This is a genomic window from Paracoccus salipaludis (assembly GCF_002287065.1).
Lineage (GTDB): Bacteria > Pseudomonadota > Alphaproteobacteria > Rhodobacterales > Rhodobacteraceae > Paracoccus > Paracoccus salipaludis.
Map to the genome: position 1 here is coordinate 13,461 of NZ_NSJZ01000005.1, position 25,830 is coordinate 39,290.

Genomic DNA, 25,830 nt, shown 5'->3' on the forward strand with positions numbered 1-25,830 from the left:
GTTTTCCTGTCAGGATGTTTCCAGTGGCTACGGTCAATTTGCTTTGGTTCGGCAATCAGCCGCAATTCAACTCCACCCCCAATTCCACGGCAACGCAGAGCGAGGCCGGCAAGCTGGCCGGCTACGACGCCTTCGGCCCGTCCGAGATCAAGGCGGTCGCGATCAGCGGCAAGGATTACAACGTCGGCAGCTGGGGAAACGCGGAATGCGGCTTCTCGGCCAGCTACAACCTGCTTCCGGCGTCGAAGATGACCTACGTGTCGCCGCACACGGGAACCAGGGCCACCACCCAGATCACCGGATTCTTCGAGGTGGACTACAGGCTGACCCTGCCGGACGGGTCCACCGTCAATGAATGCGGCGTGCTGATCCAGATGGGCAACGGCGACATGTTCTTCCGCCCCTCGGTCGACACGCTGAAGGACTGGACCTGCATCGACGGGCTGCGCGGCGTCACGATCCTGAAGGCCAAGCCGCTGCCGGCGAACATCTATCCCTCGTCGCGCATTTCCTTCGCCCCCGAGATCTTCGAGCTTCCCATCGTTCCCTGCTTTGCCGCCGGCACCATGATCCGCACCGCGGAAGGCGAGCGCCCGGTCGAGGGCATCGCCGTCGGCGACCTCGTCTGGACCCGCGACAACGGGCTGCAGCCCGTCCGCTGGGCCGGCCGCCGGACGCTGCGCCCGGTTGAGCTTGACGCCCAGCCGAACCTGCGTCCGATCCGCATCAAGGCGGGGGCGCTGGGCGCAGGGCAGCCTGCGCGGGATCTGGTCGTCTCGCCCCAGCACCGCGTGCTGGTGCGGTCGTCCATCGCGGTGCGCATGTTCGGCGCGTCCGAGGTGCTGGTCGCGGCCAAGCAGCTTCTGTCCCTGCCCGGCATCGAGATCGACGCCGAGGCGCGCGACGTCACCTACCTGCACCTGATGTTCGACCACCACGAGGTGCTGGTTTCCAACGGCGCCGAGACCGAGTCGCTTTATCCCGGCCCGATGGCGCTTGCCGCGCTGGGCGAGGCCGCGGCCGCAGAGATCCACGCGCTTTTCCCCGAGTTGCGCGACGAGAACGCCGCCTTCGCCCCGGCCCGCACGCTTGTGCCCGGCCGCCTGGCCCGCAAGCTGGCCGAGCGCCACGGCAAGAACGGGGTCGCGCTGGCGGGCTGAGCCCGGCGCCGCGGCAGGCCCCGGCTCCGCAGGCGCCCGATCACCGCTTGCGGCAGGCGGCGGCTCGCAGCTCAGCCGCCGACCACCGTCCCGACCAGATAGGCCACGACCGCGCAGATGAGGCCGACGGCCAGCGTCTCGCCCATCGCCTGGCGGAAGCGTTCCCCGGTCGCCCGCCAGCGCAGCAGCCCCAGCAGCACAAGGGCCGCGGCGGTCGCGGCGACCGAGGCCCCGAAGGTCGTGGTTGAAGGCTCGGACAGGATGAAGGGCAGGATCGGGATGGACCCGAGCGCGAGAAAGGACAGAAAGGTGACAAGGGCGCGCCCGACCGGGCTGCCGCCGCCGGGATCGCTGACGCCGAGGCCGTAGTGCAGCACCATGTCCGCCATCAGGCGCGGGTTGCGCGCAAGGATGGCGGTCATTTCCTGCGCGTCGGCCCCGGTGACGCCCTGCCGGGACAGCAGGTCCCGCATGGCGGCTTCGGCGGCCTGCGGCTCGCGCTCGATCCGGGACATGGCCGCCTGGCGCTGGCGGAAAAAGACCTCGCGCTGGGAACGGTCCGAAAGATAGGCGCCCAGGCCCATCGCCACCGCGTCGGCGCACAGGTTGGCAAGCCCGAACAACAGGACCGCGAGGGCGCCCACGCGGGCCGCGCCATCCGCCCCCGCCCCCGCCCCCGCGAAGCCCGACACGATGGCGAAGGTCGTCACGATGCCGTCGTTGCCGCCGTAGACGATCTGGCCCAGGTATTCGCGCAGCGGGTCGCGGCGGGAGGCACCCGCCGCGCTCACCGGGTGGACTCGGTCAGCCGCTTGCGGACGTAGGACTGCACGTTGTCGATCATCGGCTTCATGTGCAGCTCGTCGTCGCGGAAGAAGTGGTCCGCGCCCTCGATTTCCTCGTGGGTGATGGTGATGCCCTTCTGCTCGCGCAGCTTTCCGACCAGGGCATTGGTGTCCTTGGGCGGCGCCACGCGGTCGGCCGTGCCGTTGATGATGAGGCCCGAGGACGGGCACGGCGCGAGGAAGCTGAAGTCATACATGTTCGCGGGGGGCGAGACGCTGACGAAGCCCGTGATCTCGGGCCGGCGCATCAGAAGCTGCATCCCGATCCAGGCGCCGAAGCTGAAGCCCGCGACCCAGCAGTGCTTGGAGTTCGGGTTCATGGCCTGCAGGTAGTCCAGCGCCGCGGCGGCGTCCGACAGCTCGCCCACGCCCTGGTCGAACTCGCCCTGGCTGCGGCCCACGCCCCGGAAGTTGAAGCGCAGCACCGTGAAGCCCATGCGGTGAAAGGCATAGTGCAGGTTGTAGACAACCCGGTTGTTCATGGTTCCGCCATATTGCGGATGGGGATGCAGCACGATGGCAATGGGGGCATCGGGCTTGGGCTGGGGGTGATAGCGCCCTTCGAGGCGGCCTTCGGGTCCGGGGAAGATAAGCTCGGGCATGATACTCCTGTTCGGCTGACCGCTGCGGCCCCGCGCGGAGCTCGGCCCCTGGCGGGTTCCTTGACGCAGCGGATGGCAGACCTTAGACGGACATCTGGGACGCGCGGCCTGTTTCTGCAAGAAACGGCAGGGCGGGCTTAGCGCAGGGCGCGAGACGGCGTCAATCTGTCTGGCCCGTCGGGACCGCCCGTCAGGACAGGGGCCGCAGATGAAGCTTTCCACCAAGGGCCGCTATGCGATGGTCGCGCTGGTCGATCTGGCGATCAGCCCCGGACGGTTGACGACCCTGGCGGCGATCTCGAAGCGGCAGAACATCTCGCTGCCCTACCTGGAACAGCTGTTCGTGCGGCTGCGCCGCGCGGGGCTGGTCGAAAGCGTGCGGGGCCCCGGCGGCGGCTACAAGCTGGCGCGGGCCCCCGAGGCCATCCGCGTGGCCGACATCCTGGGCGCCGTGGACGAGACGGTCAGCGCGCTGCATGTCGGCGCCGGCGCATCCGGCGGGCAGAGCGGTACGCGGGCGCAGTCGATGACCAACCGGCTGTGGGAAGGGCTTTCGGCCCATGTCTATGTCTTCCTGCACAACACGACCCTGGGGGACGTGGCGACGAACGGGCTTCTGCCCTGCCCCGCCGTGCCCGCCATCCTGTCGGTCGAGGACGACGAGAGCGAGACGACCCAGGTCTGACACGGCAGGGATGCAACGCCTGCCGAGGCATCGTGGCGCCACACGCATTCTTGGGTTTGAAGGCCCGAATCCGGTCCGGTAATCGGGCGCAAACCCTTGAACGGACCCGATCATGACCAAGCTGACCCTTGCCGCCGTCCTGGCCCTGATGACCCTGTCGGCCTGTGCCGTCCGGCCGGTCCCCCAGATCGGGCCCGACGGGCAGCCGATCCCCGTGGCCTACCGCATCACCCCGCGCGAGGAGGCCGAGATCCCGACCCGCGTGCTGACCCAGATCAACCTGCTGCGGACCCAGCAGGGGATGCAGCCGCTGGTGCTGAGCCCGCAGCTGGCCGCCGCCGCCATGGCCCATTCGCGCGACATGTCGGCCCAGAACCGGGCCTGGCACTTCGGCTCGGACGGGTCCTCGCCGCTGGAGCGGGTGCGGCGGCAGGGCTATGCCGGGCGGCTTCTGGGCGAGGACATCTCGGAAACCTACGAGAACGAGATCGCCACGCTGGGCGCGTGGATGCAGACCCGCGACACCCGCGACATCCTGATGGACCCGGCCGCGCGCGAGCTTGGCATGGGCTGGTTCCAGGAGCAGACCAACAAGATCTGGTGGACGGTGCTGGTCGGGGGCTGATCTTCCGATTGCGCGGCCGGACCGGGGCGCTGCCCCGGACCCCGGGATATTTGAACAAAGAAGAACTGCAGGGCCGCGCCGCAAGACGGCGGCCCTGACGCCCGTCAGACGGTGACGTTCATGGCGCCGCCGTCCAGGACGAGGTTCTGGCCCACGATGAAGCGCGCCTGCTGCGAGCAGAGGAAGGCGCAGGCGGCGCCGAAATCCTCGGCCCGGCCGTAGTTCCGCGTCGGGATGGTGGCCTCGCGCCGGCGGCGGGCCTCGTCGGGGCTGATCCCCTGGGCCTTCGACACGCCCTGGTCCAGCGAGGTGGCGCGGTCGGTGTCGTGGATGCCGGGCAGCAGGTTGTTCACGCAGACGCCCTTTTCCGCCACCTGCCGCGACATGCCCGCGACAAAGCCGGTCAGGCCGTTGCGCGCCGTGTTCGACAGGCCGAGTTGGGGGATGGGCGAACGCACCGCGGCCGAGGTGATGTTGACGACCCGGCCCCAGCCGCGTTCCATCATGCCGGGCACCAGCGCCTGCATCAGCGCGATGGCCGACAGCATGTTGCCGTCGATGGCGCGGATGAAGTCGTCGCGGCTCCAGTCCGTCCACATGCCCGGCGGCGGTCCGCCCGCGTTGGTCACCAAGATGTCGGCCTGCCCGCCCAGCGCGTCCAGCACGCGGGCCCGGCCTTCGGCGGTGGTGATGTCGGCCGCGACCGGCGTGACGGTGACACCGTACGCTTCCGAAAGCTCGCGGGCCGTGCGTTCAAGCGCCTCGGCCCCACGCGCATTGATCACCAGTTCCACGCCCTCGGCGGCCAGCGCCTCGGCGCAGCCGCGCCCCAGCCCCTTGGAGGCCGCGCAGACCAGCCCCTTCCTGCCCCTGATGCCCAGATCCATGTTCGCCCCCGGTTGGATGTCCGGGCAGACCGAACCCTTCCGGGCGGCCGAGGTCAAGGGCGGGCGATCAGAAGCAGAGGATCTCGGCCTCGGCCTCGGCGCGGCGCAGGTCGGCCACCATCGCCTCCATCATCCCGCCGCCCCGGAACATCCCCGAGCGGTCGCCCGTGGTCTGGCGCATCCGCAACACCGTTTCGGCCTCGACGTAATCCTGGTAGGGCAGCACGCCCGCGATGGCGTCGATGGCGCAGGAACAGCGCTGCAGCGCGTCCGCCGACTCGCCGTTGGTGGCCATGCAGGCGACCGCGTATTCCACCCGCGCCTCGGTCGGGTAGTCGTTGACCTGCTGCGCGGCCGCGGGCGCGGCCAGAAGCCCCAGCAGGACCAGGGCGCGTTTCACTGCAGCACCATGGCGTGGCGATAGGGCGCGGGCGCGATGACCTGCCCCGCCATCTCGCGCGGGACGGCGGGCGACACGGGGCCGGCGGTTTCGGCGACCATCTCGCGGATGGGGGCCGCAGGGTCGTCGCCCAGGACGAAGCGCAGTTGCAGCGTCTCGAAGCCGCCCATGCGGGCGCGGTTCGGGTCGCTTTCGAAGGGGCGGGCGACCACGGTGGTGACGCCGCCCTCGCGCGCGACCGAGCCCCCGCGGAACACCGCGTCCTTGATCCGGTTGCGGATATAGTCGGGACTGCCGCCCGTCAGGGTCGCCATGTCGCGGGTGGTGCTTTCCAGGAAGAACACCACGCTGGGATCGCCGCCCGACAGGGGGAAGCGCCCGATCTTGCGGTCGCGCCCCTTGGCCTTCTGTTCCAGTTGCAGCACGGGCTTGCCGTCCGAAGGGTCCGTCACCTCGGACATCGTGATCCGCCCGTCCATGACCTGGACGAAGGCGGGCGAGGCCGGGCCCTCGTGGACCAGCGACCAGGTCAGCGTCCGGTCCCCCAGGGCCCAGGGGCCGCGCTCTGCAAAGATGAGATCGCCCGCCTCGCCGGCCGCCAACATCGCGGGCGCGCCCGCCAGGCATCCCGCCAGCATCGCCGCGGCCAGAAGGCCGCGCAGGCTCTTGTGCTGTCGCATCGTCAGTCCTCCCTCGCGCGCCACGATGTCGCGGCGCGGTCGGCTTGCCAAGCCCCCAGTGCCCTCACGCGCGCGTCCGTGACAGGGTGCGCGACAGGACCGCGCCCAGCTCCTCGGGACAGACCGGCTTTTCCACGAGCACCGCCCCGATGGCGGCGCAGTCACGGGCGATCTGGGGGTTGCGCTGGGCCGTCACCATTACCGCCGGGATGGGCTGGCCCGCTGCCGCGCGCAGCGCCTGGATGGCGGCGATGCCTGTGTCGCCGCCATCCAGGTTGAAGTCGGCCAGGATCACGTCGGGGGGGTCGTCCTGCCCCATCGCGGCCAGGGCCTCGGCCGTGCCGCCGGTCGCGCGGGCGACCATGCCGAAGCGCCCGGCCAGCATCAGCTCGTAGCCCCGCCGCATGGCCGCGTCGTTTTCCACGATCAGCGCCACCCGCGCCCGCAGCCCGTGCGGCGCGGCGCCGTTGCCCTCGCCCAGGGCCGTGCCCGGCTGCACCGGGGGCAGGCCCACCCGGAAGACGGTGCCCCGGCCGGGCTGACTTTCGACCTCGATCGGGTGGCCCAGCTTGCCGCAGGCGCGGCGGACGATCGAAAGGCCGAGCCCCATCCCCTGGGGGCCGCCCTCGCGGACGGCGCGCTGGAACTCGTCGAAGATGCGCGCGCGGTCGGCTTCGGAGATGCCCACGCCGCTGTCGCGCACCTCGAGCCAGACAAAGCCCGCGCGTCGCCGGACGCCCACGACCACGCCGCCCGTCTCGGTATACTTGATCGCGTTGGATACGAGGTTCTGCGCGATGCGGCGCAGGAAGGTCGGATCGCTGTCCACCACAGCCGAGGTGGGCACGAAGCTGAGCCGCAGGCCGCCCGCCTCGGCCATGGGGGCGTATTCGACGGCCAGGCGGCGGAACAGGGCGTCCAGCTCGACCGGCTTGCGGTGGAACTCGATCCGCTGGCTGTCGAGCCGGCTGATGTCGAGAACGGCGTGCATTAGTTCCTCGACCGATTCGAAGGCCCCGGCCAGGCGTCCGGCCAGTTCCTGCTGCAGCGGGTCGAGGTCCGTGTCGCTGAGCGCCGACAGGAACAGCCGGGCCGCGGCCAGCGGTTGCAGCAGGTCGTGGCTGGCCGCGCGCAGGAAACGGGTCTTGGACCGGTTCGCTTCTTCGGCCGCCGCGCGGGCCACGGCGAGGTCGCGGTTCTTTTCCGACAGGTCGGCCAGCGCCCGTTCCAGATCACGGGTGCGGGCCAGGGCTTCCTGTTCCAGCGCAACGGCGGCCTGGAACATGGACCAGGCCGAGCCGCGCGTTTCCTCAAGCCGGTCGACGCGGTCGATCAGCACTTGGGCGATGCGCTCGAACTTGGCCGCGCGGCGTTCGGCATCGTCGGTGTCAGGCAGCATCGGGGGCGCCCGCTTCCGGCTCCATCAGCGCCAGGCCCACAAAGGTCTGGTTGACGTGCATGCCGCTGATCTGCTCGCCATAGGTGTTGAAGCCGCAGACGCGGTAGCGGCCGAAGAGGTCGGTCATCACGTCGGTCATGCCCGCCTGTTCCACGGCGAGGCGGCGCAGGATGCAGTCGAAGCCCAGCACCATCAGCGGCGGGCGCGGCAGGGCGTCCAGCGCCGCGGCGAAGCCCGCCGTCACGTCACCCGCCTGCCCCAGCGTCAGCACGGTGCCCGGCTCGATGGCCGAGAGAAGCCGCAAGCCGCCATCCTCGCCCAGGCCGCGGATCGCGCGGACATGGTGCCGCCGCCCGGTCTTGAGCAGCAGGGGATGGCGCGCGAAATCGGCGCGTTCGAGCCGGTCGGGGTCCAGCCCGGCCAGGCGCGCGTATTCCTGCGCGGCGGGCTCGGCGTTCAGTTCCTGGATCTCGCGGCGGGCGGGGTCGGCGCGGGTGACGACGGCGCGGCGGGCGGTGGGGGTGAAATGGGCAAAGCTCACCTCGGCCACCGCAAGCGCCGTTTCCACCAGCACGAAGACGGCAGCGCCCGGCACCACCGCGCCGCCGAGGATCTGCGAGCTTTCCTCGAAGGCGAGCCCGTCGCCGGCCGATCCTCCTACGACGGGAAGGCCGGGAAGGGCCGCGTCGATGGCGGACACCAGCACATCCTCGTGGCAGGCGGTGCCATCGGCCAGCAGCACGCCGAACTGCGACCAGCCGGGGGTCGGGGGAAAGGCGTCGCGCAGCTGGCGCAGTTCCGACAGCCAGGCCGAAACGGGGATTGCCCCCTGGTCCCGCAGGGCGACGGTGCGGGCATGGAAGGCGCGGCGGGGAAAGCCGATGGCGACCACGGTGCCGCGCTGGTAGCCCTGCGGCCCGATCTCTCCGGCCGACGAGCAGCCGGCGATGCAGGTTTCCGGCAGGGCGGCGGCCAGTTGCCGCGCCAGCGGGTCCAGCGCCGTGCGGGGCGAGCCGAACAGCAGCACCAGGGCCGGGTCGCAGGCGTCCAGCCCGCGCGCAAGCGTCGCGGCCCCCTGCGGGTCGGCCGCCTCGACGCTCAGCGTCACCGGAGAAAGCCCGGCCGCCTCCATGGCTCAGCCCGGATCGAACAGCCGGGCGCTGTTGGCCAGCAGCACGGCCTGGGTGCGGCGGCGGGCGTTGATCTTGGACATGATCGCGGTGATATGCGTCTTGACCGTCGCCTCGGCGATCGACAGCTCGTAGCTGATTTCCTTGTTCGCCTTGCCCTGGCAGATCAGCCGCAGGATCTTCATCTGCTGGGGCGTCAGCGTGGCGAAGCGGCGGGCGAGTTCCGCCCGGGCGTCGTCCTCGGACCCTCCCGCCTCGGGCTCGTAGCCCTCGGGCGTGACGCGCTCACCTTCCCACATGCGGCGCAGGCTGTCGACCAGCGCCTCGCGGCCCAGCGACTTGGCGATATAGCCCTGCGCCCCCGCCGCCATCGCGGCCGAGATCATGGCGTTTTCCAGGTCGGCCGAGATCATGGTGATCGGCACGTCCGGCAGTTGCCGGCGCAGGGTGACGATGCCTTCCGCCCCCCGCGCGTCGGGCAGGTTCAGGTCCAGGATCACCGCGTCGGGCGCGCCATGGGTGCGGATCTGGTCCACCGCCGCGGCCAGGCTGCGGGCGGTGCGGACGGTCTTGCGGCCGAAGCTGATCTTCAGCGTCAGCGCGAGCGCGTCGCACATCAGCGGATGGTCATCGACGATCAGGATGTCCTTGACGCGGTCGGCGGACAATCGTGGCTGCGCGGACGCGACTCCGCTGCCGGAGCCCTGTTCGGGCGCGGCGTTCTGGCTGGCTGTCGTCATGGTCTTCCTCCCCCACGGGGCCGGCCGCTGCCGACAGGCCCGACCTTAGTCTAAGGCGGCGGGTTCCGGGCGCAAGACCGTCCATCCGGCGATTGATCGGCGCGCCCGCCCATGCCAGCCTGCCGCTGTCCCGCCGCCCCCCGGATCATGCGAGTCCCGCCCATGTCGTTCCTTCACCGCATCGCCGCCACCGCCGCCCTCGCGCTGGCGCTGGCCGCGCCCGCCAAGGCCCAGACCTTGCCCGAGATCACCGTGGGCACGCTGGAAAACGGCACCGTCACATGGGAACTGGAGACGATCCGCGACCGGGGCCTCGACACCGCCAACGGCTTCACCCTGAAGATGCTGCCCCTGGCCGGGAACCCCGCCACGCAGGTTGCCATGCAGGGGGGCGAGGTGGACACGATCGTGTCGGACCTGCTGTGGGTGGCGCAGCAGCGCGCGGCGGGGGCGGATTTCGTCTTCCTGCCCTATTCGACCTCGGTGGGCGGCATGATGGTGCGCGGCGACAGCCCGGCGCAGTCGCTGGCTGACCTGAAGGGCAAGAAGATCGGCATCGCGGGCGGCCCGGTGGACAAGAGCTGGCTGATCCTGCGCGCCTGGTCGCGGCGCGACGGGGGCGAGGACATCGCCGCCACGACCGAGCAGGTCTTCGGCGCGCCCCCCATCATCATGAACGCGCTGGACGCGGGCGAGGTCGATGCCGCGATCAACTTCTGGCATTTCCAGGCCAAGATGGAGGCCGGGGGCGCGCGCGAGATCATCGACGTGGGCAGCGCCGCCCGCGACCTCGGGCTCGACCCCGAAACGCCGCTGCTGGGCTATGTCCTGCGCGAAAGCTGGATCGCCGAGAACCCCGCGCTGGCGAAGGGCCTCGCCGCGGCATCGCGGGAGGCCAAGCAGATCCTCGCCACCGACGAGGCCCAATGGGACAAGCTGCGGCCGATCATGAACGCCGCCGACGACGCCGAGTTCGCGGCGCTGCGCGAGGGCTGGCGCGCGGGCATCCCCCGGACGCACGATGTGGACCCGGCGGCGGCGCAGCGGATGTTCTCGGTCATGGCGGAACTCGGCGGGGACGAGCTGACCGGCGGGCTGACGGAACTGCCTGCGGGACTGTTCTGGACCGTTGAATAAGAAGGCCCTCACAGGCAAGGGCCGCCGCCCCGCACGCGGCGGGCCGTTCCCCGGCATCGTCTCGGTCGCCGCGCTGATCGTCCTGTGGGCGGTGGTCGCGGCCATCAGCGACGACCCGCGCCGCCTGCCCTCGCCCCTGCTGGTCCTGCAGCGGCTGGCCGAGATCGCGGCCACGGGCGAGTTGTGGTTCCATGCCGGCATGACGCTGATGCGCGTGGCCATCGCCTTTGTCGCCGCCATGCTGGTCGGGGGCGCGCTGGGGCTGTGGATGGGCCGGGCGGGCGCGGCGGACCGCTGGCTGAACCCCTTGCTGGTGATCCTGCTGAACATCCCCGCGCTGGTGGTGATCGTCCTTTGCTACATCTGGATCGGGCTGAACGAGACGGCCGCGATCCTGGCCGTGGCGCTGAACAAGATCCCGACCGTCGCCGTGATCCTGCGCGAAGCGGCGCGTGCGCTGTCGCCCGCGCTGGACGACATGGCGCGCGTCTTCCGCATGGGGCCGGTCGCGCGGCTGCGCCACGTGATCCTGCCGCAGTTGGCCCCCGCCATCGCGGCGGCGGCGCGGTCGGGCATCGCGCTGATCTGGAAGATCGTGCTGGTGGTCGAGTTCCTGGGCCGCTCGAACGGTGTGGGCTTCAAGATCCACCTGCTGTTCTCAAGCTTCGACGTGGCCCGCGTGCTGGCCTGGGCCCTGGCCTTCGTGGCGATCATGATGCTGATCGACCTCGGGCTGCTGCGCCCCTGGCAGGCCCGCGCGAACCGCTGGAGGCAGGATGCGCCTTGACCTGCGGTCCAGGTCCTTCGGGACCCGCCCCGTGCTGGGCGCGCTGGTGCTGGAGGTGGCGGCGGGCGAGCGGGTCGCCCTGCTGGGGCCCTCCGGCATCGGCAAGACCACGCTGGCCCGCATCGTCGCGGGTCTGGACCGCGACTTCGACGGGACGCTGGAAGTGCCCGAGCGGCTGGCGATGGTCTTCCAGGAACCGACGCTGCTGCCCTGGCGCACGGCGCTGCTGAACGTCACCCTGCCCACGGGCGCGGACCGTGAGACCGCACGGCGGCTGATGGCCGAGGTGGGCCTTGCGGGCCGCGAGGAGGCCTATCCGCGCCAGTTGTCGCTGGGCCAGCAGCGGCGGCTGGGGCTGGCGCGCGCCTTTGCCGCGCAGCCGCAGATCCTGCTGATGGACGAGCCCTTCGCCTCGCTGGACGCAACCACGGCAGGCCGGATGCTGGACCTGACCGCGCGGCTGCTGGACGACAGCGGGGCGGGGCTGATCCTGGTGACACATGACCCGACCGAGGCCGCGCGGCTGGGTGCCCGCCCGCTGATGCTGACGGGCAGCCCGGCACGGCTTGGCTGAGCCTACCAGTGCCAGTCGCTCAGCGTGCGATCGATCACCCCCTGGCTGACAAAGGTCCGCCCGCCATTCTGGAACCCGGACAGCGGCAGCCCGCTGTCCAGCCCGATGTCCTTGCGCAGGTATTCGGGCATCGTTTCCAACCGGGCGACCTCTGCCCGATGCTGCGCCCGCATCCGCCGCCCGGCCCAGAAGCCGCGCAGCCGCCATCCCCGCGTGGCCGGCGCCACGCCGCATTCAGTCGTCGTTGCCATGTCGCTGATCCTTCACGTCCGGCTTGATGCCTGACCTCAAGATGCTAGCTCTGACGCGACTTCGCCAATCATGGCTCGGCATGGGGGCATAAGCCTGACTGATGGACAACCTGCCTTCCCTTGCGGCGCTGCGGGTCTTCGAGTCGGTGGCCCGGCAGCTGTCCTTCACCGCCGCGGCGCGCGACCTCGGCATGACCCAGGCCGGCGTCAGCTACCAGATCCGGCTGCTGGAGGAACGCCTCGGCGGCGCCCTGTTCCTGCGCAAGCCGCGCGGGATCGAACTGACCGCGCTGGGCGGACGCCTCGCCGGGCCGACGCGCGAGGCCTTTGACCTGCTGCGCGCCGCCTATGCGCCGCAGGCGGAAGCCGACTCGCTTTCGATCTCGACCCTGCCCACGATGGCAGGGAACTGGCTTTCACAGCGGCTGGGCCGCTTCCAGGCGGACAATCCCAACCTGTCCGTGCGGATGGAAGCCTCGGACCACCTGGTCGATTTCGCGCGCGAGGACATCGACGTGGCGATCCGCCTGGGCGAGGGCGACTGGCCGGGGCTGACGGCGCAGAAGCTGTTCACCGTCGATTTCACGCCCATGCTGTCGCCCGCGCTGATCGCGCAGCACGGCCCGCTGAGCGATCCGGCGCAGATCGTGCCCCTTCCATGGATCGCGTCGAACGATCCCGGCTGGAACCTCTGGCTTGCAGCGGCCGGGGTCAGCCGCGAATGCTCCTGCCCGCCCCGGCCGGCCCTGCTGCTGGGCACGCAGATCCACGAGGCCCGGCTGGCCATGGCGGGCAACGGGGTCGCGCTGCTGACCCCGCGGTTCTTCCGCTTCGAACTGGCGACCGGGGCGCTGGTCCAGCCGTTCCAGACCACCGCGATGGATGGCAAGGCCTATTGGCTGGTCCATCCGCCTGCCCGCCGCAACCGCCCGGCGATCCGCGCCTTCCGGCGCTTTCTGCTGTCGGAAGTCGCGGCCGACGGCGAGGCGGGCGCCTAGAGCGCCGTCCAGCCCCCGTCGACCGAGATCGTGGTCCCGGTGATCTGCGCCGCCGCGTCCGAGCACAGGAACACCGTCGTGGCCCCGATCTGGTCCACCGTGGCGAACTGCCCCGAGGGCTGGCGCGCCAGCATGACCTTGGCGATCACGTCCTCGCGGCTCATGTTATGGGTCTTCATCTGGTCGGGGATCTGCTTTTCCACGATCGGGGTCAGGACGTAGCCCGGGCAGATGGCGTTGCAGGTGATGTCCTCGGCGGCGGTTTCCAGCGCCGTGACCTTGGTCAGCCCGACGATCCCGTGCTTGGCCGCCACATAGGCCGACTTGAAGGGCGAGGCCGTCAGCCCGTGCGCCGAGGCGATGTTGACGATCCGGCCCCAGCCCGCCGCCTGCATCATCGGCAGCGCCGCGGCGGTGGTGTGGAAGGCGCTGGACAGGTTGATCGCGATGATCGCGTCCCATTTTTCCGCCGGGAACTCGGGGATGGGGGCGACATGCTGGATGCCCGCGTTGTTCACGAGGATGTCGCAGTGGCCGGCCTTCTCGACCAGCGCGCGGCAGTCGGCGGGCTTGCTCATGTCGGCGGGGATGTAACGCACGGCGACGCCATGGTCGCGGGCCAGCCGCTCGGCCAGGGCGTGATCCTCGGGCGTGTCGGTGAAGCTGTTGATGACCACGTCCGCGCCCGCCGCCGCCAGCGCCTCGGCCACCCCGAGGCCGATCCCGCTGTTCGAGCCGGTGACCACGGCCCTCCTGCCCGCCAAAGCCCTGTCCGCCATGTCCTGCCTTCCTCCGCCGGTTCGCCCGCGAGCTTAGCGCCGGGCAAACCCCGTCCGCCAGTGCCTTCCTGCGGGCCGGCGACGCGACGCCCCGCCCGCGGGGCAGATGGCGCCTTCAGGTCCGCGGCGACAAAAAAAGACGCCCGCATGAAGCGGGCGCCAAGTCATGAGGCAGGTTTCATACAGGCAAGAAACCTATCGAGCAGTGATTTCGATATACGCCCAACACCCTGCCACGCCAAGGGCCGAGTTTGCCTCGAACCGGGCAGAGGGTTAATCATCCCCGCAGAACCGGCATCAAAGCCGCGCGAGGCAGGACAGGCGCCCATGAAAATCACTCGATTTCCTGATGTTTTTTGCGGGTTTCGCGTTATGCGTGTGCTTGCCCTGGGGCTGGCGACTGTTGCAGCCATGCCGCTGCCAAGCCGTGCCGAGCCCTCTCATGCCCTTGCAATGTTTGGAAAACCTGTTCTTGCTGACAATGCTGCCTTTCTGCCATATGCGAACCCCGAGGCGCCCAAGGGCGGAACGATTCGCTTTGCCGAGCCGGGCAGCTTCGATTCCCTCAAGCCCTGGGTCCTGAAAGGCAGTCCGGCCTGGTCCGTGGGCGTCCATGTCGCCGAGCCGCTGATGCTGCGGTCGCTGGACGAGCCTTTCACGCTGTATTGTCTTTTGTGCGAAACGGTGGAAACGAATCACCAGCGGAGCTGGGTGGCCTTCACCCTGCGGCCCGAGGCGCGGTTTTCCGACGGCTCTCCGGTCACGGTCGAGGACGTGATCTGGTCCTTCCGGACGCTGGGGACCGAGGGCCATCCCCGCTATGCCGGGGCCTGGGCCAAGGTTTCCTCCATCACCCGGACCGGGGAACGCTCGCTGCGGATCGAGTTCTCGGAACCCGACCGGGAACTGCCGCTGCTGATGGGGCTGCGGCCCGTGCTGAAGAAGGCGCAATGGCAGGGCAAGGACTTCGCCGCCTCGTCGCTGGAGGTGCCGGTCGGCTCGGGTCCCTATGTCGTGGACCGGGTGGACCCCGGCCGGTCGATCAGCTACCGCCGCAATCCCGACTACTGGGGCCGCGACCTGCCCCTGACGCGGGGCATGTATAACTTCGACGGGATCCGCTACGACTATTTCGCCGACAGCAACGCCATGTTCGAGGCCTTCAAGGCGGGCGCCGTCGATGTCTGGCGCGAGTTGGGCGCAGTCAAATGGGCCACGGAATACAGCTTCCCGGCCGTGACCAGCGGCCGCGTCGTCAAGTCCGAGATCCCGCACCGCCGCCCTTCGGGCATCATGGGGCTGGCGATGAACACGCGATCCCCCCTGTTCGCCGACTGGCGGGTGCGGCAGGCGATGATCCTGGCCTTCAACCACCGCTTCATCAACCAGACCCTGACCGGCGGCATCGACCCCCGGATTTCCAGCTATTTCGCCAACTCCGAGCTTGCCATGCGCCCCGGCCCGCCCGACCCGGCCGAGGCCGCGCTGCTGGCCCCCTTTGCGGCCGAGGTCCCGCCCGGCACCTTCGAGGGCTATGCCCTGCCCGAGGGCTCGGACCGGCTGCTCGACCGCGCATCCCTGCGCGAGGCGGTGCGACTGCTGGCCGAGGCCGGCTGGACCGTGCAGGAAGGCGTGCTGAAGAACGCCGAGGGCGCCCCCTTCGCCCCCGAGATCGTCCTGAACCAGTCGGGCAGCGCCATGCGCGCGGGGTCCGAGGTCCAGCAGATCGTGGACATCTATGTCGAGGCGCTGCGGCCCTTGGGCATCCAGCCGCGCGTCACGGTGCTGGACAGCGCCCAATACGTGGAACGCACCAACCGCTTCGCCTTCGACATGGCCTGGTACGAACGCGGCCTGTCGCTGTCGCCCGGCAACGAGCAGGCGCTGTACTGGGGATCGGCCAGCGCGGACCAGCAGGGCTCGCGCAACTGGATGGGGGTCCGGTCTGCCGCGGTGGACGCGATGATCGGGCGGGCGGTGAATGCCGAAACCGAGGCCGAGCATGTCGCCGCCATCCGCGCGCTGGACCGGCTGCTGACGACAGGGCGCTACGTGATCCCGGTCAGCTATTCGCCGGTCAGCCGGATCGCCCATGCGGCCTGGCTGCGCTATCCGGCGCAGCCCACGGCTTATGGCGACTGGCCCGGCTTCCTGCCGGACCTGTGGTGGTCCGAGCAGGCGGGGACGCAGGACCCGGCTCAGCGGCCGTCGTCGTCGCCGTCGTCGGGGTAATCGTCGTCGTCGCCGAAGCGGGCGTCGTCGGCATATTCGTCCTCGCCCTCGGCCACATACTTGCCCGACAGGGCGATCGAGTGGTTGTCGTGCAGCGGGTCCATCACGATGTCGGACGGGATTTCCCCCGCCAGCCACTGCTTGATCTCGTCGCGCGCTTCTTCGGGCTCCTGTTCGGTGATCTCGGCGATGTAGCGGACAAAGGCGCGCTGGTCGCCGTCGATCTCGTCCAGCATCGATTCGTCCGCATCCTCCCATTTTTCGAGGATGGCCTCGTAGAACGCGGGCCAGTTCGCCTGCACATGGGTCCATTTCATCGCGCAATCTCCATCCGTTCGGGGGCAAGCCGCCTTGTCTGCCCCAAACCGCAGGGACGGCGCGCGGTTCCCCGATGCGGTCAGACGGGGCGGATCAGCTTGCGTTCCAGCACGCGCAGGACGGTGGGCAGGTCATGGCCGCGCCGCAGGATCTGCCCGTCCATGCCGACCACGGCATACATGCCCTGGGCATTGCGCAGCTTGGGCCGCTTCTCGATGCGGTACAGCGGGTTTTCCGCCGCGCGGCGGAAGACGGAAAAGACCGCCATCTCGCGCAGGAAGGACATGCCGTAGTCGCGCCATTCCCCGGCCGCGACCATGCGGCCGTAAAGGGACAGGATCACCCCCAGTTCCTGCCGGTCGAAGGACACGACCTCGGGCGCGGGACTGGGCGGGATCAGGGGCTGGACCGTCATGCCCCCAAGGTGGCACCCCGCCCCCGTCCGATCAACGGGCAAATCGCGCAGGTCATGCGGACGTGAGGGCGCGCCTCAGTCCTCGTCGGCGGCGACCGCCTGCAGCACCTCGCCCTTGCCCAGGGCGCGCAGGACCAGCGGCACGATCAGCCCCAGGGCGGCCAGCGTCAGCAGGACGGCGGCGACGGGGGACTGGACCAGCACGCTCCAGTCGCCCTGGCTGATGGACAGCGCGCGGCGAAGCTGCTGTTCGGCCATCGGTCCCAGGATCAGGCCCACGACGATGGGCGCCACGGGATAATGGAACATCCGCATCAGGTAGCCGATCAGGCCGAAGCCCATCAGCATTCCCAGTTCGAAGCTGGACGGGTTGGTGCCGATGGTGCCGAGCGTGGCGAACATCAGGATGCCCGCGTAAAGCCAGGGCTTGGGGATGGTCAGCAGTTTCACCCACAGCCCGATCAGCGGCAGGTTCAGCACGACCAGCATCAGGTTGGCGATCAGCAGCGAGGCGATCAGGCTCCACACCAGCGTCGGGTTGGTGGCGAACAGCAGCGGCCCCGGCTGCAGGCCGAACTGCTGGAAGCCCGCCAGCATGATCGCGGCGGTGGCCGTGGTCGGCAGGCCCAGCGTCAGCAGCGGCACCAGCGTGCCTGCGGCCGAGGCGTTGTTGGCGGCCTCGGGGCCCGCGACGCCCTCGATCGCGCCGTTGCCGAATTCCTCGGGGTGCTTGGTCAGCCGCTTTTCGGCGGAATAGGACAGGAAGGTCCCGATCTCGGCCCCGCCCGCGGGCATGGCGCCGATGGGGAAGCCGATGGCGGTGCCGCGCAGCCAAGGCTTCCAGGACCGCGCCCAGTCGCGGCGGCTCATCCAGATGGACCCCTTCACCGGCAGCACCTGGTCGCGGTCGAGCGCATGCTGCCCCGCGACGAACAGCGCCTCGCCCACGGCGAACATGCCGACGGCCAGCGTGGTCACGTCCACCCCGTCCAGCAGGTCGGGCAGCCCGAAGGACAGCCGCGCCTGCCCCGTCAGCTGGTCGATGCCGATGCAGCCGAGCGCGAGCCCCAGGAACAGCGAGGTCAGCCCCCGCAGGGTCGAATCCCCGAAGGCCGACGAGACGGTGACAAAGGCCAGCACCATCAGCGCGAAATATTCGCGCGGGCCGAAGACCAGCGCCAGCCGCACGATATGGGGCGCAAGAAAGGCCAGCAGCAGCGTGGCGATCAGGCCGGCGATGAAGGAGCCGATGGCGGCGGTGGCCAGCGCCGGGCCTCCGCGCCCGTTCCGGGCCATCTTGTTGCCTTCCAGCGCCGTGATGATCGAGGCGCTTTCACCCGGCGTGTTCAGCAGGATCGAGGTGGTCGAACCGCCGTACATCCCGCCGTAATAGATGCCCGCGAACATGATCAGCGAGCCTGCGGGGTCCAGCCCGTAGGTCACGGGCAGCAGCAGCGCCACCGTCAGCGCGGGCCCGATCCCCGGCAGGACGCCCACCATCGTGCCCAGCAGAACGCCGATGAAGGCGTAAAGCAGCAGCATCGGCTGGGCGGCGGCGGCCAGCCCCTGCAGCAGGAAATCGAAGGAGTTCATGGCGTGGTCCCGAAGAACAGCCGCTCGAGCGGCCCGGCCGGAAGGTTCAGCATCAGCACCTGCGAGAAGACGGCCCAGATGACGAAGGCCATGGCGATGCCAAGCGGAATCGTGACGGCGAGGTTGCGCTTGCCGAAGCCGCGCGCGGTCAGGGCGAACAGCAGGCCCGTGGCGATGGAGAAGCCCGCCACCTTCAGCAGCAGGAGCTGGGCCGTCAGGCCGGCCAGCACCCACAGGATCGGCCCCTTGGCCGAAGGATGCGGGTCGGGAAAGTCACGGCGCAGCGTCGAGATGGCGGTCCAGACCGCCAGCCCGATCAGCACGCCCCCGATGATGCGGGGGAACATCGCCGGGCCGACGTTGGAATAGCCCGCCGCCCCGCTGAGCCGGGCCGAATCCCACAGCATGACCGCGCCGATGACCGCAAGTCCCGCCGCCACCGCGAACAGCGAGGGATGGACGACATGCGGCTCGGGCGGGCGCTCGGCGGGACCGGGGACCGGATCGGTGTGGGGCGGCAGGCGGTCGCTCATCTTACTTCACCAGGCCGATGGACTTCAGCACCTGTTCGGTCGCGGCGGTGTCCTTGGCCAGCTGCGCGTCGAAGTCGGCGCCTGCCATCCAGGTGTCGGACCAGCCCTTGGCGGCCAGCTGTTCCTGCCAGCCTGCCGACTTGGCCATCTTCTCGATGTCGGCGGTGATGGCGGCCTTCTGTTCGGCGGTGATGCCGGGGGCCGCGGCGACCATGCGCCAGTTCTGAAGCTCGACGTCCAGGCCCGCTTCCTTCAGCGTGGGCGCGTCCACGCCCTCGATCCGCTCGGGCGCGCTGACGGCCAGCAGACGCATGGTGCCCGCCTCGATCTGGCTCTGGAACTCGCCCAGCGAGGACACGCCCGCGGTGACCTGGTTGCCCAGGATCGCGGCCAGGGCCTCGCCGCCGCCGGAATAGGCGATGTAGTTGATCTTGGTCGGGTCCACGCCCGCCGCCTGGGCGATCAGGCCCACGGCGATGTGGTCCGTGCCGCCGGCCGAGCCGCCGGCCCAGCTGACCGCGCCCGGGTCGGCCTTGAGCGCCGCGACCAGGTCCGCCATCGTCTGGTGGGGGGAGGCGGCGGGAACCACGACCGCCTCGTATTCGCCGGTCAGGCGCGCGATGGGGGTCACGTCGGCCAGGCTGACGGGCGAGTTGTTGGTCAGGACGGCGCCGACCATGACATAGCCGCCGATGATCAGCGCGTTCGGGTCACCCTTGTGCTGCTCAGCGAACTGCGCGAGCCCGATGGTGCCGCCGGCGCCGGGGACGTTCTGCACCTGGACGGATCTCGAGATGCCTTCCTTCTGCAGCACGTCCTGCATGGTGCGCGCGGTCTGGTCCCAGCCGCCGCCCGGATTGGCGGGCGCGATGATGGAATAGTCCGCCGCCAGCGCGGGCACCGCCAGAACGGCCGCGAAAAGCGCGCCGAGGGTGAAATGTCGCATGTGTTCCTCCGTTGCCGCGCCGACCGTCTGTCGCGGCGGGTCGCATCCCGGAATCCAATAGCGCACAGGAGCTTTCCAAGGAAGTGGCCGCGAGGACGGCGATGAAGAAAGGGCGGACCCGCAGGTCCGCCCCTTGTTCGCCCCGAACGCCGCGGGGTCAGTAGCAGGCGATCTTCTCGATGCGCCCGTTTGCGCCGATCTCGACGTTCATGCGGTCGGCCCGGAAGTCCATCGTGACCGCATCGCCGGGGTTGATGACCCGCGTGCCCGCGCGCAGCATCATGTCCTGCAGCACCGAGGCGGGTTGGCCCACCAGCCCCTGCATCGAGGCGGCGTTGCACAGGTCGGGGGCGGGCTCGGGCTCGGCCGGAGGGGTCGGTTCGACGCAGGCGGCCAGCGCCAGCAGTGGAAGAAGCGCAAGGGTGCGCATGGCGGTTTCCTTTCCCATCAGCCGCAATCGACGGCCTGGATGTTGCCCGCGGCGTCCAGCCGGAACACGATCCGCAGCGGATCGTATTCCTGCGGCTCGATGCCACGGTATTCGACGATGCGATACTGCCGGGTGACGCCCAGGGTCGGGATCACCGAGCCGGGCTGGCCTATCGACGAACGATAGGTCGCGGCCTTGCAGCCATCGGGTTCGCGCGACTGCAGGCCCGCGACGCCGGTGACGGGCGGCGGCGCCACGACGACCGGGGCGGGGTCCACAACGACCGCGGGCGGCGGAGGGGCCACCACGCAGCCGGCCAGCAGCGCGGAAAGGGCAAGGGCAGTCAGTCTTTTCATCGGGTGAGCCGTTTCTGGGTCCTGTTGGTCGGGCAGCCGTTGTCCCGGCGCCTCGGGTCGGGACACTATAGGGTTGAGCCGGAAGGCCGGAAAGCGGCGGCGCAGCGGCGGCACCGCCCCTGTCACCGCCGCGCATCAGTGGTCAGGCGGGGAAACCCGAGATCGCCCCCCACACGCGGTCCATCTGGTCGCCCGTGATGCAGTAAGGCGGCATGACATAGACCGTGTTCCCCAGCGGCCGCAGCAGGACGCCCCGCTCCAGCGCATGGGCGCGCAACCGCTGCCCCACGGCGGCAAGGTAGCCCGCCGCCTCGACCTTCAGGTCGATCGCCGCGATAGTGCCGGTCTGGCGCGCATCCGCGAAGCGGTCGTCACGCGCCAGCGCGGCCAGCCGTTCCGACTGCATCGCCGCGACCGCCTTCAGCCGCGCCTGCATTCCGCCCGCGGCCCAGATGCGGGCGTTCGCCAGGCCAGCGGCGCAGGCCAGGGGGTTGGCGGTGTAGCTGGACGAATGGAAGAAGGTGCGGCTGCGGTCCTCGGACCAGTGGGCCTGGAAGATCTCCTCGGTCGCCAGCGTCGCGGCCAGCGGGATCGCGCCCCCGGTCAGGCCCTTGGAGGTGCAGAGGATGTCCGGCGCGATCCCCGCATGGTCGCAGGCCCACATTTCGCCGGTCCGGCCCCAGCCGGTCATCACCTCGTCGGCGATCATCAGGACGCCGTGGCGGTCGCAGATGCGGCGGATGCCCTCGAGCACCTGCGGCCCGTACATCCGCATTCCGCCCGAGCCGAGGATCAGCGGCTCCAGGATGATCGCCGCCATGTCGCCGCCCGCGGCCAGCGCCTCGAAGGCGGAAAGCATTTCCGTGCCGCCTTCCGCGGGGAAGGGCAGCCGGTCCACGGCGAACATCAGGGGCTCGTAGGCCACGTTGAAGACGCCGCGCTCGCCCACGCTCATGGTGCCGATGGTGTCGCCGTGATAGCCGCCCTCGATCACGGCGATGCGGTGGCGCGCGCGGCCCGTGTTGCGCCAGAAGCCCAGCGCCATCTTCAGCGCGACCTCGACGCTGGTGGACCCGCTGTCGGAATAGAAGACGCGGGTCAGTCCCCTGGGCGCCAGCGCCACCAGTTCGCGGGCCAGGGATTCCGCGGGCTCATGGGTCAGCCCGGCGAAGATCACCTGGTCCAGCCGCTCCGAAGCCTCGCGGATCGCGGCCATGATCGGCGGGTGGCTGTGGCCGTGGGTGATGACCCACCAACTGGAGATCGCGTCGATCAGGGGGCCGCGGTCGGTCTCGATCACCGCGCCATGGGTCCGCCGCGCGACCGGAGGCTCTGCTTCCGTCGCGTGCTGGGTGAAGGGGCGCCAGACGGGCGAAGGGGTCATGCGAAGTCCCGGGGGTCGAAGGCGGCCCGCATCGCGGCCCGCAGGGCATCGGGCGTCAGCGGGTCGAGGCGCGGCAGGCGGCCCAGCACCCGCGCGCCGGTCAGTTCCGCGATGGTGGCGATGTTGTCGGGGTTGTCCTCGCCCACAAAGGCGATGCCGTGCAGGATCACGCCCCGCCCGCGCAGGGATTCGACAGCCGTGGCGGTGTGGCTGATCGTGCCCAGGCCCGTCGCGGCCACCAGCACCACGGGGATGCCCCAGCGCGCGAACAGGTCGGCCGACAGGATCTTCCGGGTCATGGGCACCAGCACGCCCCCTGCCCCCTCGATCACCAGCGGGTCGGCCTGGGGGATGGTCCAGGTCTCCGGCTCCAGCGTCACGCCCGCGAGTTCCGCCGCACGGTGGGGCGACAGCGGCTCGGGCAGGACGGCAAGCGAGTCGTGGATGCGCGCGCCGGTCATCGCGCGGACAAAGGCCGCGTCGCTGCCCTGGGGCGCGGGGCCATCGCCCGTCACGCCGGTCTGGACCGGCTTCCAGTAGTCCGCGCCGATCAGGCCGGTCAGCCCGGCGGCAAAGACCGTCTTGCCGATGTCGGTCCCGGTGCCCGTGATCACGAATTGGGCCATGCGTCCTCCAGCACCTCGGCCAGCCGCGTGACGTCGGCTGGCGAGGCATTCAGCGTCAGGGAAACCCGCAGGCGGCAGGTGCCGGCGGGAACGGTGGGGGGGCGGATGCCGCGCACGTCCAGCCCCTCGGCCTGAAGGCGGGCGGCAAGGCGCATCGTCGGCGCCTCGGCCCCGACGATCAGCGGCACGATCTGGCTGCCCGAGGGCGGCAGATGCGGCAGGCGCCGTGCCAGTTCCGCCGCGAACAGGTCGATCAGGTCCTGCAGGCGGTCGCGCCGCTCGGGTTCGTCCTTCAGGATGGCCAGCGCCTCGGTGGCGGCCACGGCCATCAAGGGCGAGGGGGCGGTCGCGAAGATGAAGGGCCGCCCGCGGTTCACGATGAAGTCGCGCAGCACCTGCGGCAGCGTCAGCACCGCGCCCGAGCCACCCAGCGCCTTGCCCAGCGTGTGCAGGGTGACGACGTTCCCGCGGCCTTCCAGCGCGTAGGACAGCCCGCGTCCGTCAGGGCCCCAGACGCCGGTCGCGTGAGCCTCGTCCACCACGAGGAAGCCCTCGCGGTCCGCCAGGGGCGCAAGGTCGTCCAGCGGCGCGCGGTCGCCGTCCATGCTGTAAAGGCTTTCGACGCAGATCCAGACGGCGCCCCTGCCGCCCCCGGCGCGCCAGCCGCGGATCACGTCCCCAGCGTGCCCGGCGTCGTTGTGGCGGAACTCGGCCACCTCGGCGCGGGTCAGGCGCGCGCCTTCGCGGGTCGAGGCATGGGACAGGTCGTCCATCAGCAGCAGGTCGCCGCGCTGGGGCAGCGTCGCCAGCACGGCGACGTTCGCCTGGTAGCCGCCGCCCAGCATCAGCGCGGATTCCGCGCCGAAGAAACGCGCGGCCGCCTCCTCGAAGCCCTCGTGCCACTCGGTATTGCCGCGCAGCAGGCGCGAGCCGGCGGCGCCCACCGGCACCCCTTCCTCGAGCGCGCGGCGCACGGCATTGGCCAGCCGCAGCGAGCCCGCGAGGCCGATGTAGTCGTTCGAGGCGAAATCCACCCCCGCGCGGGGGATCAGCCGCCGCGTCCGCCCGCCCGCCGCGATGGCGTCGAGGTCCGCGCGGAAGGGCGCGAGACGGTCCTTCGAAGGCACGCTCACCGCAGGATCGGCACCGGCATCTCGTCGCGCGAAAGGGCGCGCGGCTCGGCGTCCTCGGGCGCGTGCTCCCAGGCGACCATCGGCTGCATCCCGAGCTTGGCCAGCAGCCTCATGTCGTGGTCGTCGCCCGGATTCGCCGCCGTCAGCAGCGTGTCGCCCATGAAGATCGAGTTCGCGCCCGCGAAGAAGCACAGCGCCTGCATCTCGTCCGACATCTCGGTCCGGCCCGCAGACAGGCGGACATGGCTTTCCGGCATCATGATCCGCGCCAGCGCGACCGCGCGGACGAAGTCGATCGGATCGACGGGGGCCGCGTTTTCCATCGGCGTGCCAGGAATGGCGATCAGCAGGTTGATCGGCACCGAATCCGGCGGCTCGGGCAGGTTCGCCAGCGTCACCAGCATCTCGACGCGGTCGCCCTGCCCCTCGCCCAGGCCCAGGATGCCCCCCGAGCAGACCTTGATGCCGCTGTCGCGCACCACCGCCAGCGTTTCCAGCCGGTCGGCATAGGTGCGGGTCGTCACCACGTTGGCATAGTGCGACTCGGACGTGTCCACGTTGTGGTTGTAGTAATCCAGCCCCGCGTCCTTCAGGCGGCGGGCCTGGCCCGCGTCCAGCATCCCCAGCGTCATGCAGGTTTCCATGCCCAGGGCCTTCACGCCTTCCACCATGGCGACGACCTGCGCCATGTCGCGTTCCTTGGGGCTGCGCCAGGCCGCCCCCATGCAATAGCGCGTGGCGCCCGCGGCTTTCGCTTTCTTCGCCTCGGCGATGACGCGCTGGACCTCCAGCAGCTTCGAGGCGGTCAGCTCGGACCCGTGGCGCGCGGACTGGCTGCAATAGCCGCAATCCTCGGGGCAGCCGCCGGTCTTGATCGACAGAAGGCGGCTCAGCTGGATGCGGTTGGGGTCGAAATGCTGCCGGTGGACGGTCTGGGCCTGGAACAGCAGGTCCATGAAGGGCTGGTCGATGATCGCCCGCGCTTCGGCCGCAGTCCAGTGCTTGCGTCCGGTGACGGGGGCAACAGTGGGAGCGTTCATGGCGGCCTCTCGGCAGGTGCATCGATTGGCACGGGGGTTAACAGCATTGCCGGCGGCTGTCCAACGGACGCTGCGCCCATTGCCGCGTTTCCGATTGACGCCGCACGGGGGTTTTCCTGTAATCCGCCCGAACCCAACGGGAGAGCCGAGATGACCCTGACCTTCCGCCTTGCCGCGAGCGTGGTCGCGCTGGCGCTGTCCACCGCCGCAGCCCTGGCCGAGCCCGCGCTGGTCTTCGACCTGGGCGGCAAGTTCGACAAGTCCTTCAACGAGGCCGCCTATACGGGCGCCGAGCGCTGGAAGGCCGAGACGGGCGGCACCTACAAGGAACTCGAGATGCAGTCCGAGGCCCAGCGCGAGCAGGCGCTGCGCCGGCTGGCCGAATCCGGGCTGAACCCCATCGTGACCACGGGCTTCGCCTTCGGCGAGGTGCTGAACAAGGTCGCCCCCGACTATCCCGACACCCGCTTCGTCATCATCGACACGGTGGTCGATCAGCCGAACGTCCAGTCCAACGTTTATGCCGAGCCCGAGGGGTCCTATCTTGCGGGCGTGCTGGCGGGCATGGCGTCCAAGACCGGCACCGTGGGCTTCATCGGCGGCATGGACATCCCGCTGATCCACAAGTTCCGCTGCGGCTATGCCGAGGGCTTCAAGGCCGCGCGACCCGACGGCAAGGTCATCACCAACTTCACCGGGACGACGCCTGCGGCCTGGAACGACCCCGTCAAGGGGGGCGAGCTGGCCCGCGCGCAGAAGGCGCAAGGGGCGGACGTGATCTATGCCGCGGCGGGCGGCACCGGGATCGGCGTCCTTCAGGCGGCGGCCGACGAGGGCATCCTGTCGATCGGCGTCGATTCGAACCAGAACCACCTGCATCCGGGCAAGGTGCTGACCTCGATGGTCAAGCGCGTGGACAACTCGGTCTACGAGGCCTTCAAGGCGGGCGAGGCGGTCGAGCCGGGCATCAAGCTGATGGACCTCAAGGCCGAGGGCGTGGGGCTGGCGATGGATGAACACAACGCGCCCCTGATCACGCCCGAGATGACCGCGGCCGTGGATCAGGCGAAGGCCAAGATCATCGCGGGCGAGATCGTGCCCCACGACTACATGTCCGACAACTCCTGCCCGGCGGACTGACGGCA

General features: G+C 70.2%; 30 protein-coding genes. 9 read left to right on the forward strand and 21 right to left on the reverse strand.

What is annotated here, in order from left to right; all coding sequences use genetic code 11:
* Positions 1-23: 23 nt before the first annotated feature.
* The gene (locus tag CK240_RS07740; RefSeq protein ID WP_240517335.1) at positions 24-1,160 is read left to right on the forward strand and encodes a Hint domain-containing protein; all 1,137 of its coding nucleotides are present in this window, start codon (positions 24-26) and stop codon (positions 1,158-1,160) included.
* A 71-nt stretch (positions 1,161-1,231) separates the two neighbouring features.
* Here CK240_RS07740 and CK240_RS07745 read toward each other — a convergent pair whose 3' ends face one another.
* Both CK240_RS07745 and CK240_RS07750 read right to left on the reverse strand, forming a co-directional pair.
* On the reverse strand, positions 1,232-1,951 hold the full coding sequence (locus tag CK240_RS07745) for a VIT1/CCC1 transporter family protein (RefSeq protein ID WP_095639778.1): 720 nt from the start codon (positions 1,949-1,951) through the stop codon (positions 1,232-1,234).
* Positions 1,948-2,607, reverse strand: a complete 660-nt coding sequence (locus CK240_RS07750; RefSeq protein ID WP_095639779.1) for an alpha/beta hydrolase — start codon at positions 2,605-2,607, stop codon at positions 1,948-1,950. The genes CK240_RS07745 and CK240_RS07750 overlap by 4 nt, the downstream gene beginning before the upstream one ends.
* 208 nt (positions 2,608-2,815) lie before the next feature.
* Between CK240_RS07750 and iscR the strand changes: the two genes are divergently transcribed.
* Together iscR and dalA are read left to right on the forward strand one after the other, a co-directional pair.
* Positions 2,816-3,292 carry a Fe-S cluster assembly transcriptional regulator IscR gene (gene iscR / locus CK240_RS07755; protein ID WP_095639780.1) on the forward strand — a complete coding sequence of 159 codons (477 nt, stop codon included), beginning with the start codon at positions 2,816-2,818 and terminating at the stop codon, positions 3,290-3,292.
* Positions 3,293-3,404: 112 nt separating this feature from the next.
* Entirely contained in the window at positions 3,405-3,917 is a 513-nt protein-coding gene (dalA, locus tag CK240_RS07760; RefSeq protein WP_095639781.1) for a divisome-associated lipoprotein DalA, read from the forward strand.
* 104 nt (positions 3,918-4,021) lie between these two features.
* On the opposite strand, the gene CK240_RS07765 is transcribed toward dalA, so the two are convergent.
* From CK240_RS07765 to CK240_RS07790, 6 genes are all read right to left on the reverse strand, one after another.
* The gene (locus tag CK240_RS07765; RefSeq protein WP_095639782.1) at positions 4,022-4,804 is read right to left on the reverse strand and encodes an SDR family oxidoreductase; all 783 of its coding nucleotides are present in this window, start codon (positions 4,802-4,804) and stop codon (positions 4,022-4,024) included.
* A 67-nt stretch (positions 4,805-4,871) separates the two neighbouring features.
* Positions 4,872-5,204 carry a hypothetical protein gene (locus tag CK240_RS07770; protein WP_095639783.1) on the reverse strand — a complete coding sequence of 111 codons (333 nt, stop codon included), beginning with the start codon at positions 5,202-5,204 and terminating at the stop codon, positions 4,872-4,874.
* Positions 5,201-5,884, reverse strand: a complete 684-nt coding sequence (locus tag CK240_RS07775; protein WP_205957784.1) for a hypothetical protein — start codon at positions 5,882-5,884, stop codon at positions 5,201-5,203. Before CK240_RS07775 ends, CK240_RS07770 begins: the two co-directional genes overlap by 4 nt.
* A gap of 64 nt (positions 5,885-5,948) precedes the next feature.
* Positions 5,949-7,283, reverse strand: coding sequence for an ATP-binding response regulator (locus tag CK240_RS07780; protein ID WP_095639784.1), 1,335 nt, complete (start codon positions 7,281-7,283; stop codon positions 5,949-5,951).
* On the reverse strand, positions 7,273-8,415 hold the full coding sequence (locus CK240_RS07785) for an FIST N-terminal domain-containing protein (protein WP_095639785.1): 1,143 nt from the start codon (positions 8,413-8,415) through the stop codon (positions 7,273-7,275). The genes CK240_RS07780 and CK240_RS07785 overlap by 11 nt, the downstream gene beginning before the upstream one ends.
* A gap of 3 nt (positions 8,416-8,418) precedes the next feature.
* Complete coding sequence (locus tag CK240_RS07790) at positions 8,419-9,153, reverse strand: response regulator transcription factor (protein WP_095639786.1); 735 nt, start codon at positions 9,151-9,153, stop codon at positions 8,419-8,421.
* A gap of 162 nt (positions 9,154-9,315) precedes the next feature.
* Here CK240_RS07790 and CK240_RS07795 point away from each other — a divergent pair, with 162 nt between their 5' ends.
* Genes CK240_RS07795 through CK240_RS07805 form a run of 3 tightly spaced genes read left to right on the forward strand, consistent with a single transcriptional unit; the run spans position 9,316 to position 11,651 of the window.
* The gene (locus CK240_RS07795; protein ID WP_095639787.1) at positions 9,316-10,290 is read left to right on the forward strand and encodes an ABC transporter substrate-binding protein; all 975 of its coding nucleotides are present in this window, start codon (positions 9,316-9,318) and stop codon (positions 10,288-10,290) included.
* Complete coding sequence (locus CK240_RS07800) at positions 10,283-11,077, forward strand: ABC transporter permease (protein ID WP_205957785.1); 795 nt, start codon at positions 10,283-10,285, stop codon at positions 11,075-11,077. The genes CK240_RS07795 and CK240_RS07800 overlap by 8 nt, the downstream gene beginning before the upstream one ends.
* Positions 11,067-11,651 carry an ABC transporter ATP-binding protein gene (locus CK240_RS07805; RefSeq protein WP_095639788.1) on the forward strand — a complete coding sequence of 195 codons (585 nt, stop codon included), beginning with the start codon at positions 11,067-11,069 and terminating at the stop codon, positions 11,649-11,651. Before CK240_RS07800 ends, CK240_RS07805 begins: the two co-directional genes overlap by 11 nt.
* Before the next feature lie 2 nt (positions 11,652-11,653).
* On the opposite strand, the gene CK240_RS07810 is transcribed toward CK240_RS07805, so the two are convergent.
* Entirely contained in the window at positions 11,654-11,902 is a 249-nt protein-coding gene (locus tag CK240_RS07810) for a hypothetical protein (protein ID WP_095639789.1), read from the reverse strand.
* A 101-nt stretch (positions 11,903-12,003) separates the two neighbouring features.
* On the opposite strand from CK240_RS07810, the gene CK240_RS07815 reads away from it, so the two are divergent.
* The gene (locus CK240_RS07815) at positions 12,004-12,900 is read left to right on the forward strand and encodes a LysR substrate-binding domain-containing protein (protein WP_095639790.1); all 897 of its coding nucleotides are present in this window, start codon (positions 12,004-12,006) and stop codon (positions 12,898-12,900) included.
* On the opposite strand, the gene CK240_RS07820 is transcribed toward CK240_RS07815, so the two are convergent.
* Entirely contained in the window at positions 12,897-13,679 is a 783-nt protein-coding gene (locus CK240_RS07820; protein ID WP_095639791.1) for a 3-hydroxybutyrate dehydrogenase, read from the reverse strand. The two genes, CK240_RS07815 and CK240_RS07820, sit on opposite strands and share 4 nt — an antisense overlap.
* A 372-nt stretch (positions 13,680-14,051) precedes the next feature.
* On the opposite strand from CK240_RS07820, the gene CK240_RS07825 reads away from it, so the two are divergent.
* On the forward strand, positions 14,052-15,911 hold the full coding sequence (locus CK240_RS07825) for an extracellular solute-binding protein (RefSeq protein WP_240517336.1): 1,860 nt from the start codon (positions 14,052-14,054) through the stop codon (positions 15,909-15,911).
* On the opposite strand, the gene CK240_RS07830 is transcribed toward CK240_RS07825, so the two are convergent.
* From CK240_RS07830 to bioB, 11 genes are all read right to left on the reverse strand, one after another.
* A complete protein-coding gene (locus tag CK240_RS07830; protein WP_095639793.1) occupies positions 15,878-16,228 on the reverse strand; it encodes a hypothetical protein in 351 nt (116 codons plus the stop codon). The two genes, CK240_RS07825 and CK240_RS07830, sit on opposite strands and share 34 nt — an antisense overlap.
* A gap of 80 nt (positions 16,229-16,308) precedes the next feature.
* Positions 16,309-16,644, reverse strand: a complete 336-nt coding sequence (locus CK240_RS07835; RefSeq protein WP_095639794.1) for a DUF2794 domain-containing protein — start codon at positions 16,642-16,644, stop codon at positions 16,309-16,311.
* Positions 16,645-16,719: 75 nt separating this feature from the next.
* Positions 16,720-18,237 carry a tripartite tricarboxylate transporter permease gene (locus tag CK240_RS07840; RefSeq protein ID WP_095639795.1) on the reverse strand — a complete coding sequence of 506 codons (1,518 nt, stop codon included), beginning with the start codon at positions 18,235-18,237 and terminating at the stop codon, positions 16,720-16,722.
* A complete protein-coding gene (locus CK240_RS07845) occupies positions 18,234-18,770 on the reverse strand; it encodes a tripartite tricarboxylate transporter TctB family protein (protein WP_095639796.1) in 537 nt (178 codons plus the stop codon). Before CK240_RS07845 ends, CK240_RS07840 begins: the two co-directional genes overlap by 4 nt.
* A gap of 1 nt (position 18,771) precedes the next feature.
* Positions 18,772-19,716 carry a tripartite tricarboxylate transporter substrate binding protein gene (locus CK240_RS07850; RefSeq protein WP_095639797.1) on the reverse strand — a complete coding sequence of 315 codons (945 nt, stop codon included), beginning with the start codon at positions 19,714-19,716 and terminating at the stop codon, positions 18,772-18,774.
* 157 nt (positions 19,717-19,873) lie between these two features.
* Complete coding sequence (locus tag CK240_RS07855; protein WP_095639798.1) at positions 19,874-20,146, reverse strand: I78 family peptidase inhibitor; 273 nt, start codon at positions 20,144-20,146, stop codon at positions 19,874-19,876.
* A gap of 17 nt (positions 20,147-20,163) precedes the next feature.
* Positions 20,164-20,502 carry a hypothetical protein gene (locus tag CK240_RS07860; RefSeq protein WP_135058809.1) on the reverse strand — a complete coding sequence of 113 codons (339 nt, stop codon included), beginning with the start codon at positions 20,500-20,502 and terminating at the stop codon, positions 20,164-20,166.
* Between the two features lie 142 nt (positions 20,503-20,644).
* Positions 20,645-21,886, reverse strand: coding sequence for an adenosylmethionine--8-amino-7-oxononanoate transaminase (locus CK240_RS07865; protein ID WP_095639799.1), 1,242 nt, complete (start codon positions 21,884-21,886; stop codon positions 20,645-20,647).
* Positions 21,883-22,512 (reverse strand): dethiobiotin synthase, encoded by a 630-nt coding sequence (gene bioD / locus CK240_RS07870; RefSeq protein ID WP_095639800.1) that lies wholly within the window; start codon positions 22,510-22,512, stop codon positions 21,883-21,885. Before bioD ends, CK240_RS07865 begins: the two co-directional genes overlap by 4 nt.
* The gene (locus CK240_RS07875) at positions 22,497-23,645 is read right to left on the reverse strand and encodes an 8-amino-7-oxononanoate synthase (protein ID WP_240517337.1); all 1,149 of its coding nucleotides are present in this window, start codon (positions 23,643-23,645) and stop codon (positions 22,497-22,499) included. The genes bioD and CK240_RS07875 overlap by 16 nt, the downstream gene beginning before the upstream one ends.
* The gene (bioB, locus tag CK240_RS07880) at positions 23,642-24,685 is read right to left on the reverse strand and encodes a biotin synthase BioB (RefSeq protein ID WP_095639802.1); all 1,044 of its coding nucleotides are present in this window, start codon (positions 24,683-24,685) and stop codon (positions 23,642-23,644) included. Before bioB ends, CK240_RS07875 begins: the two co-directional genes overlap by 4 nt.
* Positions 24,686-24,835: 150 nt before the next feature.
* Here bioB and CK240_RS07885 point away from each other — a divergent pair, with 150 nt between their 5' ends.
* Positions 24,836-25,825 carry a BMP family lipoprotein gene (locus CK240_RS07885; protein WP_095639803.1) on the forward strand — a complete coding sequence of 330 codons (990 nt, stop codon included), beginning with the start codon at positions 24,836-24,838 and terminating at the stop codon, positions 25,823-25,825.
* Positions 25,826-25,830: the final 5 nt, after the last annotated feature.

Bases quoted from the DNA above. Each gene is read 5' to 3' on its own strand.
- CK240_RS07750 (WP_095639779.1), bottom strand. From the start codon at position 2,607: ATGCCCGAGCTTATCTTCCCCGGACCCGAAGGCCGCCTCGAAGGGCGC.
- iscR (WP_095639780.1), top strand. From the start codon at position 2,816: ATGAAGCTTTCCACCAAGGGCCGCTATGCGATGGTCGCGCTGGTCGAT.
- dalA (WP_095639781.1), top strand. From the start codon at position 3,405: ATGACCAAGCTGACCCTTGCCGCCGTCCTGGCCCTGATGACCCTGTCG.
- CK240_RS07765 (WP_095639782.1), bottom strand. From the start codon at position 4,804: ATGGATCTGGGCATCAGGGGCAGGAAGGGGCTGGTCTGCGCGGCCTCC.
- CK240_RS07775 (WP_205957784.1), bottom strand. From the start codon at position 5,884: ATGCGACAGCACAAGAGCCTGCGCGGCCTTCTGGCCGCGGCGATGCTG.
- CK240_RS07780 (WP_095639784.1), bottom strand. From the start codon at position 7,283: ATGCTGCCTGACACCGACGATGCCGAACGCCGCGCGGCCAAGTTCGAG.
- CK240_RS07785 (WP_095639785.1), bottom strand. From the start codon at position 8,415: ATGGAGGCGGCCGGGCTTTCTCCGGTGACGCTGAGCGTCGAGGCGGCC.
- CK240_RS07790 (WP_095639786.1), bottom strand. From the start codon at position 9,153: ATGACGACAGCCAGCCAGAACGCCGCGCCCGAACAGGGCTCCGGCAGC.
- CK240_RS07795 (WP_095639787.1), top strand. From the start codon at position 9,316: ATGTCGTTCCTTCACCGCATCGCCGCCACCGCCGCCCTCGCGCTGGCG.
- CK240_RS07805 (WP_095639788.1), top strand. From the start codon at position 11,067: ATGCGCCTTGACCTGCGGTCCAGGTCCTTCGGGACCCGCCCCGTGCTG.
- CK240_RS07810 (WP_095639789.1), bottom strand. From the start codon at position 11,902: ATGGCAACGACGACTGAATGCGGCGTGGCGCCGGCCACGCGGGGATGG.
- CK240_RS07815 (WP_095639790.1), top strand. From the start codon at position 12,004: ATGGACAACCTGCCTTCCCTTGCGGCGCTGCGGGTCTTCGAGTCGGTG.
- CK240_RS07820 (WP_095639791.1), bottom strand. From the start codon at position 13,679: ATGGCGGACAGGGCTTTGGCGGGCAGGAGGGCCGTGGTCACCGGCTCG.
- CK240_RS07825 (WP_240517336.1), top strand. From the start codon at position 14,052: ATGCGTGTGCTTGCCCTGGGGCTGGCGACTGTTGCAGCCATGCCGCTG.
- CK240_RS07830 (WP_095639793.1), bottom strand. From the start codon at position 16,228: ATGAAATGGACCCATGTGCAGGCGAACTGGCCCGCGTTCTACGAGGCC.
- CK240_RS07835 (WP_095639794.1), bottom strand. From the start codon at position 16,644: ATGACGGTCCAGCCCCTGATCCCGCCCAGTCCCGCGCCCGAGGTCGTG.
- CK240_RS07840 (WP_095639795.1), bottom strand. From the start codon at position 18,237: ATGAACTCCTTCGATTTCCTGCTGCAGGGGCTGGCCGCCGCCGCCCAG.
- CK240_RS07845 (WP_095639796.1), bottom strand. From the start codon at position 18,770: ATGAGCGACCGCCTGCCGCCCCACACCGATCCGGTCCCCGGTCCCGCC.
- CK240_RS07850 (WP_095639797.1), bottom strand. From the start codon at position 19,716: ATGCGACATTTCACCCTCGGCGCGCTTTTCGCGGCCGTTCTGGCGGTG.
- CK240_RS07855 (WP_095639798.1), bottom strand. From the start codon at position 20,146: ATGCGCACCCTTGCGCTTCTTCCACTGCTGGCGCTGGCCGCCTGCGTC.
- CK240_RS07860 (WP_135058809.1), bottom strand. From the start codon at position 20,502: ATGAAAAGACTGACTGCCCTTGCCCTTTCCGCGCTGCTGGCCGGCTGC.
- CK240_RS07865 (WP_095639799.1), bottom strand. From the start codon at position 21,886: ATGACCCCTTCGCCCGTCTGGCGCCCCTTCACCCAGCACGCGACGGAA.
- bioD (WP_095639800.1), bottom strand. From the start codon at position 22,512: ATGGCCCAATTCGTGATCACGGGCACCGGGACCGACATCGGCAAGACG.
- bioB (WP_095639802.1), bottom strand. From the start codon at position 24,685: ATGAACGCTCCCACTGTTGCCCCCGTCACCGGACGCAAGCACTGGACT.
- CK240_RS07885 (WP_095639803.1), top strand. From the start codon at position 24,836: ATGACCCTGACCTTCCGCCTTGCCGCGAGCGTGGTCGCGCTGGCGCTG.